The organism is Citrobacter sp. RHBSTW-00029 (genome assembly GCF_014104295.1).
GTDB classification, from domain to species: Bacteria; Pseudomonadota; Gammaproteobacteria; order Enterobacterales; family Enterobacteriaceae; genus Citrobacter; species Citrobacter youngae.
The window spans coordinates 640,815-657,522 of record NZ_JABXRT010000001.1 but is presented as its reverse complement, the minus strand read 5'-3'; the positions used below and the strand labels follow the sequence as shown (position 1 = coordinate 657,522).

General features: G+C 54.8%; 10 protein-coding genes. All 10 read right to left on the bottom strand.

Features of this window, described 5'->3' with window-relative positions:
* Positions 1–102 precede the first annotated feature (102 nt).
* Positions 103–1,575: a ribosome biogenesis GTPase Der gene (gene der / locus HV041_RS03130; RefSeq protein WP_048210929.1), complete on the bottom strand. Its 1,473-nt coding sequence runs from the start codon at positions 1,573–1,575 to the stop codon at positions 103–105.
* 118 nt (positions 1,576–1,693) lie between these two features.
* Positions 1,694–2,872 (bottom strand): outer membrane protein assembly factor BamB, encoded by a 1,179-nt coding sequence (bamB, locus tag HV041_RS03125; RefSeq protein WP_048210928.1) that lies wholly within the window; start codon positions 2,870–2,872, stop codon positions 1,694–1,696.
* Positions 2,873–2,882: 10 nt separating this feature from the next.
* Positions 2,883–3,503 carry a YfgM family protein gene (locus HV041_RS03120; RefSeq protein ID WP_005120429.1) on the bottom strand — a complete coding sequence of 207 codons (621 nt, stop codon included), beginning with the start codon at positions 3,501–3,503 and terminating at the stop codon, positions 2,883–2,885.
* Between the two features lie 13 nt (positions 3,504–3,516).
* Positions 3,517–4,791 (bottom strand): histidine--tRNA ligase, encoded by a 1,275-nt coding sequence (gene hisS / locus HV041_RS03115; RefSeq protein ID WP_121584906.1) that lies wholly within the window; start codon positions 4,789–4,791, stop codon positions 3,517–3,519.
* A gap of 110 nt (positions 4,792–4,901) precedes the next feature.
* Entirely contained in the window at positions 4,902–6,020 is a 1,119-nt protein-coding gene (gene ispG / locus HV041_RS03110; protein ID WP_040233471.1) for a flavodoxin-dependent (E)-4-hydroxy-3-methylbut-2-enyl-diphosphate synthase, read from the bottom strand.
* Between the two features lie 26 nt (positions 6,021–6,046).
* Complete coding sequence (rodZ, locus tag HV041_RS03105) at positions 6,047–7,024, bottom strand: cytoskeleton protein RodZ (protein WP_121584907.1); 978 nt, start codon at positions 7,022–7,024, stop codon at positions 6,047–6,049.
* Between the two features lie 285 nt (positions 7,025–7,309).
* Positions 7,310–8,476: a bifunctional tRNA (adenosine(37)-C2)-methyltransferase TrmG/ribosomal RNA large subunit methyltransferase RlmN gene (locus tag HV041_RS03100; RefSeq protein WP_003037713.1), complete on the bottom strand. Its 1,167-nt coding sequence runs from the start codon at positions 8,474–8,476 to the stop codon at positions 7,310–7,312.
* 290 nt (positions 8,477–8,766) lie between these two features.
* Positions 8,767–9,198 carry a nucleoside-diphosphate kinase gene (gene ndk / locus HV041_RS03095; protein WP_003037710.1) on the bottom strand — a complete coding sequence of 144 codons (432 nt, stop codon included), beginning with the start codon at positions 9,196–9,198 and terminating at the stop codon, positions 8,767–8,769.
* 137 nt (positions 9,199–9,335) lie between these two features.
* Positions 9,336–11,648: a peptidoglycan glycosyltransferase PbpC gene (pbpC, locus tag HV041_RS03090; RefSeq protein WP_165712730.1), complete on the bottom strand. Its 2,313-nt coding sequence runs from the start codon at positions 11,646–11,648 to the stop codon at positions 9,336–9,338.
* Complete coding sequence (locus HV041_RS03085; RefSeq protein WP_165712732.1) at positions 11,649–16,580, bottom strand: alpha-2-macroglobulin; 4,932 nt, start codon at positions 16,578–16,580, stop codon at positions 11,649–11,651.
* Positions 16,581–16,708: the final 128 nt, after the last annotated feature.

Below are 16,708 nucleotides of genomic sequence, written 5' to 3'. Positions count from 1 at the left end.
TTTAAACTTGGTAAAAAGCGAATAGTCATTGACAGCAAACAGACAGGTACAGGAGAAAAAAAAGCCCGCGATTTACGCGGGCCTCTATCGCCATCAGCAAGGTTACTTACTTTTTTTGATGTGCTTAATCAAACGCTTACGCTTACGCATCTGCGTTGGTGTCAGTGTATTACGTTTGTTGGCAAACGGGTTTTCCCCTTCCTTGAACTGAATACGGATTGGTGTACCCATGACTTCCAGTGATTTGCGGAAGTAGTTCATCAGATAGCGCTTGTATGAATCCGGCAGGTCTTTCACCTGGTTACCGTGGATCACCACAATCGGCGGGTTATAACCACCGGCGTGTGCGTACTTAAGCTTCACACGGCGACCACGCACCAGCGGCGGCTGATGATCTTCTACTGCCATGGTCATGATGCGAGTCAGCATCGCGGTGCTGACGCGACGGGTTGAGCTGTCATACGCTTCGCGCACGGATTCGAACAGGTTACCTACACCGCTGCCGTGCAGCGCGGAGATAAAGTGAACACGGGCAAAGTCGATAAAGCCCAGACGGAAGTCCAGTGTCTCTTTTACCTGTTCTTTCACTTCCTGCGTCAGGCCATCCCACTTGTTGACGACGATAACAAGTGAGCGCCCACTATTGAGGATAAAGCCCAACAGCGAGAGGTCCTGATCGGAGATCCCTTCGCGAGCGTCAATCACCAGCATCACCACGTTGGCATCTTCAATTGCCTGCAACGTTTTGATTACGGAGAATTTTTCTACCGCTTCGGTAATTTTACCGCGCTTACGTACACCCGCAGTGTCAATCAGCACATATTCGCGCTCATCACGCTGCATTGGGATATAAATACTGTCACGCGTGGTCCCCGGCATGTCGTAAACCACCACGCGGTCTTCGCCAAGAATACGGTTAGTCAGTGTGGACTTACCTACGTTCGGGCGCCCGACAATCGCCAGTTTGATCGGCAGATCCTGCGGATTGAAGTCGTCTTCAGGCTCTTCTTCGCCGTTTTCCTCGGCTTCCAGTTTCGCCCAGTATTCCGCATCTTCATCCACTTCTTCCTGCGGTGCGATATCATCCATCCACGGCAGCAGAACATGCTCCAGCAGGCTGAGGACGCCGCGACCATGGGACGCCGCGATGGGGTAAATTTCGCCCAGCCCCAGTGAATAGAAATCGACAACAGCCTGATCCGGATCGAGTCCGTCAGTTTTGTTGGCAACAAGGAAGGTTGGTTTCTGGCGCGCACGCAGATGCTTGGCAATGGCTTCATCTGCCGGCATCAGGCCAGCACGCGCATCCACCATAAACAGCACAACGTCCGCTTCTTCGATAGCCAGCAACGACTGCTCAGCCATACGGGTTTCAACACCGTCTTCGGTGCCATCAATACCACCAGTATCAATGCAGATAAACTCGCGGCCTTCAATTTCCGCACGACCGTACTTACGGTCACGAGTCAGACCCGGGAAATCCGCAACCAGCGCATCTCGGGTGCGAGTTAGACGGTTAAATAACGTGGATTTGCCAACGTTAGGGCGCCCGACAAGCGCGACCACAGGTACCATGTTTAAAGCCTCATTTAAAAAATCATCAGACAACGGACGCTATTTTTGCGCCATTGTTAAAAACAGTAAAACGGCCCCTGCACCAGGAGCCGTTTTTCAAAGCGAGCGGCCAGGACGATTAACGCGTAATGGAGTACAGCGTACCGTCTTTCGCCTGGATCAGCAGTTTACCATCAGCAGCGACCGGCTCGGTCAGGAAACCTGAGCTATCGACTTTCTGCTGAGCGACAAAGCGACCATCTTCAACGTTAATCCAGTGCAGGTAGCCTTCGCTATCGCCTACGACCAGGTTACCGTTATACAGAGCCGGAGACGTCAGCAGACGGTGCAGCAGATCGCTTTGCGTCCACAGCGTCACGCCGCCGTCGGTGGTCAGCGCCAGCACACGGTCATTCTGATCAACCAGATAGATACGATTACCATCGACGATGAAATCATTCACCGAGCCGAGCTCACGTTTCCACATGATCTGGCCACTGCGCAGATCCAGCGCCGTCAGGTTACCATTATAAGCCAGTGCGTAAACTACGCCATTGACGATAACCGGCGTGGTATCGACATCACTCAGACGATCGATTTCGGTTGGGCCAGTGGCCTGAGAGATACGCTGCTGCCAAATCATCTGGCCCTGCTGCATCAGTACGGCACTTACGCGACCATTATCGCCACCCACAATAGCTGCGCCAAAGGCGGTCGCTGGAGCAGATTCGCCGCGCAGTGACAGAGAAGGCATATCGAGGTTAACGGTCCATTTGATGGCGCCATCAGCTTCGTTCAAGGCCTGCAACTGGCCGTTGCTGGTGTGGATTAACACCATGCCATCGCTCACCACCGGGCGAGACAGCGCTTCCCCGGCAACTTTCGTCTGCCATGCGGTTGTGCCGTCGCTGGTGTTCAGCGCATAAACTTGTGCTTTTTCGCTGCCAATATAAACATGGCCACCGGACACGGTGACTCCGCCAGAAAGCTGAGCAGATGCACGGGAGAACCAGCCGTCTTTCTCACCCAGATTAACAGACCAGACTTCTTTGCCGTCGTCTGCGTTCAGCGCTTTCACCACACCGGCGCGAGAGGCAGCATAGACCACGTTATCCGCCAATGCAGGATGAAGGTTGGAGTAGAAATCACCAATACCGTTGCCTACAGAAGTGCTCCAGGCAGTAGACGGAGTAAACTGGTTTTCGACCACCGGTAACGGGGACATCTTAACGACATCTTCTTCGCCACTAAACAGTGAACAGCCGCTCAATAGGGTAACGGAAAGCAGCCCTGGCAGAAGTAATTTACGCAATTGCATCGGGTCCCTCTCAGATGGACAAATTATTGATTTTCATCTGCATCATTTCGCTCAGAGCAGGAGAGGCATCGCTTTTCACACCCGCTTCCCATGCGCTACGCGCACCTTGTTTGTCGCCTTTGCTCAGCAACGCTTCACCACGCAGATCGGCCACAATTGCCGCCCACCCTTCACCTTTAATGGTATCGAGTGTTTTCAGCGCGGTATCAGCCTGCTTAAGCTGAACCTGAACACGAGCAAGACGCAGATTAAGCACCGCTTTGAGATTCTCATCGCTGGTGGCAGCCAGGCCTTGTTGTAACTGGGCCGCGGCTTTCTCTAGTTCGTTTTGGTCAACAAACTGCTGTGCCAGTTCCATTGACGCTAATGCGCCGTAAGTATTTTTGTTCTCTGCGGCAAATTTCTCTGCGGCAGGAATGCTATCAGGCTTACCTGCGCTAACCGCAGTCACCGTATTTTGATACGCCAGAGAAGCAGAGCGTGCGGACTCCGTCTGATGACTGGTCCAATAACGCCAGCCGACCAGCGCGCCAACCCCTAAAATTACCCCAACAACCAGCGCTTTGCCGTTTTCAGCAAAGAAGCGTTTTACCGCATCAACCTGGTCGTGTTCGTTCTCGTAAATTTCCACGCTGTCCTTCTCCTTAGCCCAGTAGAGTGCGCAAATGCGTGGCAACGCTATCCTGCGCTACTGCCGTTTGCTCACCAGAGCGCAAATCCTTCACTACAACGGTACTGTCAGCCACTTCGGACTCACCCAGTACCAGTGCAACGCGAGCGCCCCACTTATCGGCGCGGGCAAACTGTTTCTTAAAGTTGCCGCCGCCGTGGTTTGTCATCAGTTTCACACCAGGAACTTCATCGCGCAGACGTTCTGCAAGCCGCATTGCCGCCGACTGCGTGTCTGCCCCCGAAGCGACCAGGTATATATCGACAACAGGATCGGCGTTAAATTCCGGATTAACTGCCTGAACTAACAAAACAAGTCGTTCCAGGCCCATGGCAAAGCCTACGGCCGGCGTTGCGCGGCCGCCAAGTTGCTCTACCAGACCGTCATAACGGCCACCTGCACAGACGGTACCCTGTGAGCCCAGGCTGGTGGTGACCCACTCAAATACGGTGCGGTTGTAGTAATCAAGACCACGAACCAGACGCTGATTGACGGTGTAGGCAATACCTGCGGATTCCAGCAGTTTGCACAAGCCCGCAAAATGCTCGCGCGAGTCGTCATCCAGATAGTCGCCCAGCGCAGGCGCGTCGTTCAACAGCGCCTGTACTTCCGGGTTTTTGGAGTCGAGCACGCGCAGTGGGTTGGTGTACATGCGCCGCTTACAGTCTTCGTCCAGTTTATCTTTATACTGTTCCAGATAAGCGACCAGCGCATCGCGGTAGTTCGCACGGGCTTCAAGCGACCCAATGGAGTTCAGCTCAAGGCTGACATGCTGAGAAATCCCCAACGCACGCCACCAGCGGGCGGTCAGCAGAATGAGTTCAGCATCGATGTCCGGGCCTTGCAGGCCAAACACTTCGCAACCCAGTTGATGGAATTGACGATAGCGTCCTTTTTGCGGACGTTCGTGGCGGAACATCGGCCCGATATACCACAGACGCTGTTCCTGATTGTACAGGAGACCATGTTCGATGCCGGCGCGTACGCAGCCCGCAGTGCCTTCAGGGCGCAGGGTCAGGCTGTCGCCATTGCGGTCCTCAAAGGTATACATCTCTTTTTCAACGACGTCGGTGACTTCACCGATCGCGCGTTTGAATAACGGGGTCTGCTCTACAATCGGCAAGCGGATTTCACTGTAACCGTAGCTGCCGAGCACGTTTTTAAGAGTGCCTTCAATGCGCTGCCAGATGGCGGTTTCGCCAGGCAGATAATCGTTCATGCCGCGAATGGCTTGAATGTTTTTTGCCACGTTTATTCTCTTTATGGATATAAAAATGAACCCTCAGCGCTAACCCGGATAATACGGGCGCCATGCGGGTTCAATCATACACGGGAAGCACGCCGCTTCCCATCACGTTATTATTTTTCAAGCTGCTGCACGTCAATGCGTCGCGCTTCGTCGAGGATACTCGCTTTGGCGCGAATACGGGCTTCGAGCTGCGTGATCATGTCGTCGTTATCGAGTCGGTCCTTACGCACGCCGTCTTCATACAGGCCGCTTTTCTTGTTGCCGCCCGTCACGCCCAGCGTGGAAACCAGTGCTTCGCCAGGGCCGTTTACCACACAACCGATGATCGAAACGTCCATTGGCGTAATAATATCTTCCAGACGTTGCTCCAGCGCGTTCACTGTACCGATAACGTCAAACTCCTGACGCGAGCAGGTTGGGCAAGCGATAAAGTTGATGCCACGCGCACGAATGCGCAGCGATTTCAGGATGTCGAAGCCAACTTTGATCTCTTCTACCGGATCGGCCGCCAGAGAAACGCGCAGCGTATCGCCGATCCCTTCAGACAGCAGCAATCCTAAACCGATCGCGGATTTTACCGAGCCGCTACGCAGGCCACCGGCTTCGGTGATCCCCAGATGCAGAGGTTGATCGATCTGTTTCGCCAGCAGGCGATAGGATTCTACGGCAAGGAAAACATCAGACGCTTTAACGCTGACTTTGAATTGATCGAAGTTCAGACGATCGAGGTGATCCACATGGCGCATTGCGGACTCCAGCAGCGCTTGCGGCGTCGGTTCACCGTATTTTTCCTGCAGATCTTTTTCCAGCGATCCGGCGTTGACGCCGATGCGGATAGGAATGTTTTTATCACGAGCGCAGTCCACCACCATGCGAATACGCTCTTCATTACCGATATTACCTGGGTTGATACGCAGGCAATCAACGCCGTATTCCGCCACCTTCAGCGCGATACGATAGTCGAAGTGAATATCGGCAACCAGCGGGACATTAACCTGCTGTTTGATAAGCTTGAACGCTTCTGCAGCATCCATTGTCGGTACAGAGACACGAACAATGTCTGCGCCTACGCGTTCCAGCGCTTTAATCTGATTAACCGTCGCTTCCACATCCGTGGTACGCGTATTGGTCATCGACTGTACGGCGATGGGCGCGCCATCGCCGATCGGCACGTTCCCAACGTAAATGCGTGTCGATTTTCTACGTTGAATTGGAGCCTGGTTATGCATTAAAAAATCTCCCGCATTGCCGTCTGTTACTGAGCCGGTGATTGTTCGGCATTAACGGTCAGACGCGCAACCTGGTTAGTTCTGATAAAACGACTCAGGTCGACAGGTTTACCCTGGAACTGAATCTGCACTGCCGCCGGAGCGCCAATTTTCAGTTTATATGGCGCCTGACCGACCAGATTCAGATTGCCATCTTTACGCTGCATGCCGCTGAACAGTTTTTTACCGGTTGCGTCGGTCACTTCCAGCCAGCAATCAGCGGTGAAATTCATCACCAGCGCGTTAGGATCGCCAGCCGGTGTAGTGACGCCAGCCTGGTCAGTCGGCAGCGGTGCCGCTGTCGCCGGTGCAGTGGGTGTGGTCGCTGCAGTATCAACATTGGCCTGAGACGGAGCCACAACGGCGTTTTGATCTGCGCCAGAAGCCGGAGTCGCTGCGGTATCCGGCGTTTGAGCGGCATCATCCGGAGCCGGTGTACTGTCCTGGCTTGCAGAGGCGCTGGTATCCAGTGGCACACTCTGTGCGTTATCTTTACCAGCATTCAGCTCAGCAGAGGATTGATCGGCCATGGTGGTGATCTCTTCCTGCTGCGCTTTATGGTTCTGCCACCACCAGGCACCGGTCAGTCCGACAACGACAAACAGTACCAGCCAGGTAAAGGTCATTAGCCAGCCGTCGCGTTTCTTACGACGCTTACCGAGCGAAAAACTTTGCATCGGTGCGACGTTGGCAGGACGAATCGGAGCCTGTTTTTCCAGCCCTGGCAACAGTTCTTCTTCAGGAATATGCACCAGACGCGCATAAGAACGGATATACCCGCGCAGGAATGTTGAAGCGAGATCGGCTGGTGCCTTATCTTCTTCAATATCGCGTACCGTGGAAACCTTCAGGCAGAGTCGTTCCGCGACCACCTGTTGGCTGAATCCGAGTTGTTCACGGGCATTGCGCAGACGAACGCCGGTGGAGAGTGCTTCATTTTTGTCGTGCGTGGCTTCAGTATTCATTCGCTACAGCTGCGTAATATTTGGGTTCTGATGCCGGCGAGCCACAATGCTCACCCACACCGCGAAACATCTGGTCAGTTAACCTTCGTCAGACAGTATAAAACCGTCAGACCATCAATGACAAAACAGCGTAAACCTGAGGGCTAAACGCTTGTTGCGCCGTTACATACTGCCTTAAAGTCGACAAAAACGCACCGTTATTATTGACCTGACGACAACAACAAAGAACCTCATCTGGTTTACGTTGCACTACGGTACATGAATTATACCGTAGTGCACTCAACATCAAACGGTCTTGATGTCGATAGCATCACCCTGCATACGCTTACGCAGAGTACGCTTGGTACGGTCAATAACGTCGCCCGCCAGCTGACCGCAGGCTGCATCGATGTCATCGCCTCGTGTTTTACGCACGATGGTGGTGAAACCATAGCTCATCAACACTTTGGAGAAACGATCGATACGGCTGTTGGAGCTGCGACCATACGGCGCGCCCGGGAACGGGTTCCACGGGATCAGGTTGATCTTACACGGCGTATCTTTCAGCAGTTCTGCCAGCTGATGAGCATGCTCAGTGCCGTCATTGATGTGATCTAACATCACATACTCAATGGTCACACGGCCCTGATTCGCATTGGATTTCTCCAGATAACGGCGCACAGCCCCGAGGAACGTTTCGATATTGTACTTTTTGTTGATAGGTACAATTTCGTCACGAATTTCATCATTTGGCGCATGCAAAGAAATCGCCAGCGCGACGTCGATCATATCGCCCAGTTTATCCAGCGCAGGGACAACGCCCGAAGTGGACAGCGTAACGCGACGCTTGGACAGCCCAAAACCAAAGTCGTCCAGCATGATTTCCATCGCCGGAACGACGTTGGTCAGGTTAAGCAGCGGCTCGCCCATCCCCATCATCACCACGTTGGTGATAGGACGCACGCCCGTTGCTTTCACCGCGCCGACGATTTTCGCCGCACGCCAGACCTGACCAATGATTTCCGACACTCGCAGGTTACGGTTAAAGCCCTGCTGCGCCGTAGAGCAGAATTTACACTCTAATGCGCAACCGACCTGTGAAGAAACACACAGGGTGGCGCGATCGTCTTCCGGGATATACACGGTTTCTACGCGCTGATCGCCAACCGCGATGGCCCATTTGATCGTACCGTCAGAGGAGCGCTGCTCTTCCACCACTTCCGGGGCGCGAATTTCAGCCACTTCTTTCAGCTTGTTACGCAGCACCTTATTGATGTCAGTCATGTCATCAAAGTTGTCGCTGCAATAGTGGTACATCCACTTCATGACCTGATCGGCACGAAACGGTTTTTCGCCCATCTCTTTGAAGAATTCGCGCATTTGCTGACGGTTCAGATCCAGCAGGTTAATTTTTCCATTTTTATTTGGAACCGCAGGAATGACGACTTCAGAGGTGTTAACTAATTCAGACATAATTTTTTCCGGCCTCGTTGTTACACGTTGTGGCCCGTGGAGGGTTAAAAAGAAACGCCCCGGCAAGCGATCTGCTCTTCCGGGGCGTTGCATTGTACAAAGTCTGGCGCAGGGATGCCACGTTTGCACGAAGCATTAGCGAAAATAATATGTAAATCGCTAATTCATCTCCAAAGGATTTCACGTCGCAGGAAGGCGGCAAGTTCAAGCATCCCCGGGAGCATAGAAAACTATGTGACCGGGGTAAACGAATGCAGCCAACGCATCTGCAACGTGAAAGACGCGGGAGATTAGCGAGTGCGCGGGCAAACCTCGCCTTCCCCAAAGAAATAGGCGATTTCACGCGCCGCAGATTCAACGGAGTCAGAACCATGGGTGCCGTTCTCAGTAAAACTGTCAGCGTAATCTGCGCGCAGCGTACCTGCCAGCGCATTTGCCGGGTTGGTTGCACCCAGCAGATCGCGGTGGCGCTGTACGGCATTTTCGCTTTCCAGCACAGAAACAACGATCGGACCAGAGGTCATGAATTCAACCAGACCGTCAAAGAACGGCTTGCCATCATGCTCGGCGTAGAAGCCGCGTGCCTGCTCAACGGTCAGGTGCAGCATTTTAGTACCGACAATCTTGAACCCTGCTGCTTCAAAGCGCGCAAAGATGCTCCCAATAACGTTTTTTGCCACCGCGTTTGGTTTGATGATGGAAAAAGTACGTTCAATAGCCATGATTACCTCTGAAAAAGATGTTTTGTTGTGGTTTACCTGGCGCGGATTATAAAGAGCATCCCGGCAATTGACTATTGACGAAGATAACATTTCTTTAAAATAAGATGAATTTTAGCAACAAACAGTAACCAACTGGTCTACTGCAACGAAAATCTCACCGCCGCCACCTGTCCGGCGTCATCCATCACCAGCAGTTGATAATCCCCTTTAGTCGCCAGCCGTAGCGTAAGACGACGTCCGCGTTCATCCAGCCTTTCACCGTTAAGAAACCACCAGCGTTCACCGCTCCCACCGCTGGTTTGCACCGGCAATGAGGCTTGAGCAGAACCGGGTAAACGCTTCACAATCGCGCCATCACGAATGCCTGTCAACTGCAACGGCTGCGAAGCATCCTGTCCCAGCGGCGGACACGTGGCAGAAACCGGCGGTAGCCTTGCCCCACGGCGCTCTGACTCCGGTAACCATGGCTCCAGCGGCAACGGCCAGACGATTAACGTTTGCTCGTGCGCCTGGGGGCAATCCGCCGCCACACGTTTGCCATCATCATCCAGCCAGACAGGAAAACGAATGCCATTAACCCCTTCCTGCTCGGGCAATAATAACGTTGGCGGCTGACTGCCATCCAGTAACCAGGTTGCCAGACGGCGACGGCAGTTGCTGTCACTGGGGGCAAGAGATTGCCCGCCCGGCCAGCACACCACACCGCGACTCACGGATTCAGGGCGTGGATCTTCCGGCTGATTTGTCCCGCGAGAGAGCAAAAGATTGTTGACCTGATTGAGCAACGGCACGGCGCTGGCAAAACCAAACTGTCCCACCACCGGCGTACCGTCTGGCCTGCCGGTCCAGATGCCAATCACATAACGGGCGTTAACACCAATCGCCCACGCATCGCGATAGCCATAGCTGGTGCCCGTTTTCCACGCCAACGGCACCACGCGGCTCAGCGCGTTATCCGGCAGCGGTTGCGCTTCGTCAGCCATAATGCGGCGAATAATCCACGCCGCGCCCGCCGACATCAACGGACGTTCCAGCAGCGGATCGTCTGGCTGCAGACGCAGTTTTCCCGCTTTTCCCTGGCGGGCAAAGGCGCTGTACGCTGCGGCCATATCTTCCAGCCTTGCCCCCGCACCACCTAAAATCAGCGACAGATTCGGTGCGGCCCCTGCGGGAAGATACAGCGGTAAGCCGACGTTACGTAACGATGCGGCAAAACGCTTCGGGCCATAGGCTTCGAGTACCTGCACGGCGGGTAAATTCAGCGAGCGCACCAGCGCTTCGCTCATGCTCACCGGGCCATGAAAACCGCTGTCAAAATTCCCTGGTCGATAATCCCCGGTTCGCCGCGGTACATCCTGCAACAATGAAGCCGGATGAATGAGTCCGTCATCCAGCGCAAGACCATAAACAAACGGCTTTAGCACCGAGCCCGGCGAACGGATCGCATTCACCATATCCACATGACCAAAACGGGAGTCGTCATTCATATCTACCGAGCCGACCCAGCCACGCACGCTCATATCGGTGTGATCGACCACAATCATCGCCAGCGAACTGCGCGCAGGTAAGCGCCCTTTCCAGTTTTGCGCCAGCTCTTCCAGTTGACGCTGCAATCCGGCATCAAGGGTAGTCACGATTTTATCGCTTCGGCTTTTTCCCAGCATCATACGCGAGAATAACGGTGCTAACTGCGGCATTTGCCGGGGCGCCAGCCAGACCGGTTCTTCACGCGACTCCTGCACCTGTCTGGCAGGCCAAATGCCCTGGGTCGCCATACGTTCGAGCACTTTATTACGCGCCGCTTCAGCGCGGTCCGGCCAGCGATCCGGGCGCAGGCGGCTCGGTGCCTGCGGCAGCACGGCCAGCAGCGCGGCATCGGAATAACTCAATTGCGCGGGTGATTTACCAAGATAAGCCCAGCTTGCCGCCCCCACGCCCTGCAGCGTACCGCCGAACGGCGCACGGTTGAGATACAGTGTCAGGATGTCGCGTTTGGAGAGATGCCATTCCAGCTGCAATGCGCGCCAGAGCTGGCGAAACTTGCCGCCGAAGGTTCGCGGATGGGGATCGAGTAATCGTGCGACCTGCATGGTGAGCGTACTGCCGCCCGAAACCACACGCCCAGAGGAGAGGTCTTGCCATGCCGCGCGCAGTACTGAAAAAGGATTAACACCAGGATGTTTCCAGAACCAGCGGTCTTCGTAGTTAATTAACGCCTCAAGGTAGCGGGGCGACACCTCATCAATCGTTACCGGATACCGCCAGATACCATCCGCATCGGCGAAGCGCCAGAGCGGCGTACCATCATAGGCCACCACGACACGCGCCGGATCGACTTCGTGAAGCGGCAGCGGCCAGATTTTATCTGCCACCCAAACCGCCGCCGCAAGCAGTAGAGCAACGGCTGCCAGCCGGAACCAACAGCCGCGTTTACCCAACCCGCGCATCATTTACGGTCTGACAATCAACAGTCCCTCTGTCGCACCGGTCGAGCGCCACTGCGGAACATACATTGACTCCACCTGCGGCACAGGAACCTGATAGGTCCCCGGCGTTACCGCCCGCGCCAGATACACCAGCGTCACCGGCTGTCCTTCGTTAACCGCCACCGCGGCGACAAAGCGATCGTCACGGAACTCAACGTGCTGGATATCCGCCTGCTGCATCTGATTGAGCAGATTCGCCACTTCGCTGCCGCTGTCCTGCAGGCTGGCGCTGCCGTTGGCCAGATTCTGGTTTTCCAGTTCCAGGCCCGCTGGCAGTAAGTCGACCACCAACGCATCCGGTACGTTCTGGCTGGCTTTCACCTCCAGCCAGACCAGCACCAGTTCGCCGCTGCGCAGAGAATCCAGCGATTTGCTGTTCCCGTCGAGCCCCAGGATCTGACGCTCAATATGCAAAACGTTGCTGACAGGCGTTGGCGAGGTTTGCGGATAACCGCTCACATCCAGACGCAACCACAGAGGCAGATTACCGGTATTGTTCACGCTCAGCGTAGACAGCGCATCGGCATCCAGATTACGCGTCTGTGATTTCTCCCCGGCTAACGGTTGTTCAGAGAGTGACGTTTGCGCCTGCCACGTACCAGGCAAATCCTGTAACGTACGCGCGGCAAGGAACAGCGCATTATTTTCCTGAGTCGAGAGCCAGCGCTGTCCAAAGGCCTGTTCTGACAACGTGTTCAGCAGCGTATTCTGCACGTCAGGTTTGATCTTGTTCTCTTCGAGTAAGGCCAGCATCAACGCGTTATCCCGTAACGCACTGCCGTAATCCGCCATCCACTGTTGCGTATTGCGGCGCGGTGTATTCAGGGCCAGCGTCAACGCCTGTTCACTGCGGTTGGCATCGCCCATGTTTTTCAGCGCGATCCCCAGTTGTAACAGCGGTAAACCAGAGGCTGCTTGCGCACGACGCTCCCAGATCTCACGCAATGCGCCGAGCGGAGCTTTTTGCTGATGCGCCAGAACCAACGCGGCGTAGGCTTGTACGGCAAACCGGCTTGCTGAAGAGTCGTCGGTATAGCGAATCGACATCATGCCCGGATCCTGCAAATAGCGCAGTAGCCGCTCGTTGCCCCGGTTAATCACCTCTACCGGGACACTGTAGCCCTGTTCATTTGCCCGGACGAGGAAATCCATGACATACGCGGTCAGCCAGTACTCTTCCGACCCGTTTTTATCCCACAGCGCGAAACCGCCGTTATCACGCTGCATCTGCACTAAACGGGAAATCCCAATATCGACTGCCGCGCGACGTTTTTCATCGCTGTCGCCTACAATACCTAACGCCTTCAATTGCGCAGCGTTGGTGTATAAGGATGGGAACAACCCGCTCGCCGTTTGCTCAAGGCAACCGTAAGGGTAAGCTTTCAGTTCACGGATGTAGCGCGCCAGATTCAGCGGCGGTTTACCACTGAACAGCAGTTGTCCCTGCATCGTCGCTGGAGAGAAATTCGTCAGTTCTTCGCCCGGAAGTTGCCAGCTTGCGCCCGGCTGAAGTGCGACACCGTTATTAACGGTTTGCGCCGGGAACGCCGGACGCACGCCAATCTTCCACTGTTTATGCTGAACAGGCAGCGTTTCACCCGGTAAAGTCAGACCGCTAATTTTTGCCTGAATTTCGCCATCGCCAAACCCCTCCCGCGCGCGCACCGGAATAAACAGCGTAGTCCTTACGCCTGGCGCCAGATTTACCGGCGCGGGATCTTGCCCCATCAGCTCCAGTAAACCATTGGCCGCGAGCTTAATATTCAGCGTTTGCGGTTTGTCAGTCAGGTTAGTCACGTCCAGCGTCAGGCGCGAGGTATCGCCTCCCGCCAGAAAACGCGGCATATTCAGTTCAGCAATTACTGGCGCGGCAACAATCACCTTGCTTTCGCTGCTGCCAAAGTCATCCGCCGTCCAGGCTTGCGCCATCACCCGCAGCTCGCCGTTAAAATCACCGATAGGTAACGTCACCGTACCTTCGCCCTGCTCATTAAGCGTGACCGGCAGCGCCTGTTGCGCCACGATATTGACGTGATTAACCGGTGGCTTACCACCGCGTTTTAATTCATCGCCATCACCACCAAAACGCAGCGCCGCCAGGCGTCCTTGCCCTTCGATCACCTGGCCGTAAATATCATAAATATCCGCGCCATAGCGTTTTTGCCCGAAAAACGCCTGCCACGGATCCGGCGTGGCGTAATCGGTAATATTCAGCACTCCGCTGTCAACGGCAGAGACCAGCACGTTAACCTGTTTTGGTACGTCGCCATTTTTGACGCTGGCTTTAATCTTGACGGTCAACGGCTGGTTTGGACGTATTTTCGACGGGTTTTCCAGCGCCAGCGCCAGACGACGGTTTTCGTCACCTAACGGCAAATGCAGTAAACCGACCGCACGTTTTGGCGTTGCCGAACGGGACTTGTCGCCAGGACGAACCACCAGCGCACTAAGATACAAATCGTGGCGATTCCAGGTTTTATCGATTGGGATGGAGATATCGAGACCATCCGCCGGTACGTCTATTTCTTGCCACCACAGCGGGCCTTCGCTGGATTCCACCATCGCATAACCTTTGCCAGCAGCGGGAGCGGCAACGTGCAGCTTCATGGTATCACCGGGACGATAGCTGGGTTTGTCCAGTTTCAGCGTCACGCGATCGGGACGCACAGCCCCACTGCCGTCGCTATTATCCTGCCAGCTATAACCGGCCCAGAAGCGTACGCTGCTCACCGCATCATTAGGGGCTTTCACTTCCAGACGATAGGCGCCCCACTCAACCGGGAAGCTGACTTTACCGGTTTCATCGGCCTTAAGATCCAGAGTCTGCTCACCTTCAACCAGATCCTTTTGATCGAACTGTGATTGCCAGCCCTCGCCTTCAGACCAGTTCCAGTAATAATCTCGTCGCTCGCGGATCAAACGCACCTGCAAACCCGACACCGCTTTTTTCTCGCCTTGCGCATCGGCATACACAATGTCGAAAGCGGCGTTGCTGTTTTCATCAACGATAGGCTGATTCACGGTGGTATCGGTGCGGTAGTCATAGACAGCTTTTGCCGCAAACTGCGGACGAATACCCGGCAGCGTATCCGCAGGCCAGATGGCTTGCTCAACCCGACGCGTCACCGGGCGGCCACCTGACTCCAGCAGGCTGGCTTGCAGGATCACCTGTAACGGCGAATGCGTCTCCTGCCATTGGCTGTTGGTGGTCACTTCGCCGCGTCCGTGGTCATCCAGCGTAAGCTGAACTTCATCGAGGCTGCGGGAAAGGTTTTCTTCGGCGATATTCCCAAACTGGAAGCCCGGTAACGCCTGTACCGCATCCCGCAATGGACGCAGATAAAGCTGGCCTTGCAGCGCATTGCCGTTGGCGGGCGCGCCGTACAGGTAGTAGCCCACCACCGAGAACTTCACTTCATCAGTTGGCTCCACCGGCATCTTACTAGCGGCGAGGTTAAGCGCCATCCGCTCCGGCATAAAATCCTCGACGTGGAAATCCCACATCCGCGACTGGTTGTCGCCAGTATTGGCACGAATATGCCACATGCCGGTTGGCGCGCTGCTGTCCAGCGGCCAGCTAAAACGGTACAGGCCGTTTTCCGGTTGGCTAACTACCGAGCGTAATACCTGTCCGTCGGGTTTCACGACTTCCAGCTTCACCGGTTGGTCGGGCAATGTTTTGCCGTCGCTGTCACGCAGTAATCCGTTGAGGATCACCGTTTCGCCAGGACGGTAGAGGTCACGAGGACCGAACATAAAGAACTGTTTGCTGTATCCCGGTGCACCGGCAATATCAAATTCAGCCAGATCCAACGCCGGGAGCTTCAGGTCCAGCAGCGTGGTTTGCCCATCTTTGCGGGCCAACAATAAGGCGGCATCTTTATCCGTCTCGAGCTTCACGTGTCCCTGCGCATCGCTGGTCGCCTGCGCCAGCGTCTGCCCTTTCTCATTGAGTAAGGTGACCTCAATAGCCTGCTGCGCAGCGCCATTTTCCAGACTCTGCGTAAAGACATCCAACTGGTTATGATAACGGTGCGCAGACACACCAATATCGCTGAGCGTGAACAGCGTGGCGGCATTGCTATAGTTGTACTGCCCGGCCTGGTTCATCACCGCAATGTAAACGCCCGCCTGCTGTAGCGGCTTAATATCGCTAAGCAGCAGCAGCAGTTTCTCGCGGGTATTGCGCGCAGGATTAAGGTCAAAGCGCCCGGTATAAACCAGTTCCGCCATTTTCAACAGATTGTCTGACTCCCAGTTTGACAGCGAATTACGATATTCCCACTGGCTGACAAATGCACCGAGCGACTCGGGCTTCACGCGAAAGAAGTTCACATCCACGCTGTTGACGTTAAGGGCCATCACCGGCAGCCCTTCAATCACTTTTCCCGGCAGCAGCGAGCCGCGACTGGCAAACCCTACGCTTGGCTGGACGTCGCGAGTGGTAATGTTTTTTTCATAATCAATAGCGAACGTCGCTTTATTCAGCGCCAGCAAATCACGCTCAATGGTAACGACCAGTTCCCGGTTAGGTTCGAGATGGCGTAAGCGCAGCTCTTTCAGGTTTGGCGCCAGCTCCCAGGCCCCATCCACTTTGCCGCTTTTTTTATCGACAGCGTGCAGTACGCGAGAAAAATTTTGTTCAGGATCGAGAGGAATAGAAAAAGTCAGCACCAGCGTCGCCGCACCATCCAACTGGAGTTCTGAGGCATCCAGCAGCGTCAACGGCTTGCCCTGGCTTTGCTGCATCAGCTTTTGTAATTGCGCCGGATCTTTTGCCGGCGTGGTCTGTGGGGCGGGCGTATCATTTTTTGCCGTCGTCGACGGCTTATCGTTATTATCGCACCCCGCCAGCGCCAACATCAGCATACAGGCCACTACGCGTAAATGTTTCATTTTTCATCCCTGGCCGTAGTGGCCCGTTAGCTACGTAGAACAACTATTATGCGTCAGATTTCCGGCGGTGGAAGTCAGTAACTGAACAACGTTGTCTTAATTTTAGTGATTAATGTGGATTCACCTGA

Coding starts and splice junctions, on each gene's coding strand:
- pbpC (WP_165712730.1), bottom strand. CDS start 11,648: ATGATGCGCGGGTTGGGTAAACGCGGCTGTTGGTTCCGGCTGGCAGCC.
- ndk (WP_003037710.1), bottom strand. CDS start 9,198: ATGGCTATTGAACGTACTTTTTCCATCATCAAACCAAACGCGGTGGCA.
- rodZ (WP_121584907.1), bottom strand. CDS start 7,024: ATGAATACTGAAGCCACGCACGACAAAAATGAAGCACTCTCCACCGGC.
- HV041_RS03085 (WP_165712732.1), bottom strand. CDS start 16,580: ATGAAACATTTACGCGTAGTGGCCTGTATGCTGATGTTGGCGCTGGCG.
- ispG (WP_040233471.1), bottom strand. CDS start 6,020: ATGCATAACCAGGCTCCAATTCAACGTAGAAAATCGACACGCATTTAC.
- der (WP_048210929.1), bottom strand. CDS start 1,575: ATGGTACCTGTGGTCGCGCTTGTCGGGCGCCCTAACGTTGGCAAATCC.
- HV041_RS03100 (WP_003037713.1), bottom strand. CDS start 8,476: ATGTCTGAATTAGTTAACACCTCTGAAGTCGTCATTCCTGCGGTTCCA.
- bamB (WP_048210928.1), bottom strand. CDS start 2,872: ATGCAATTGCGTAAATTACTTCTGCCAGGGCTGCTTTCCGTTACCCTA.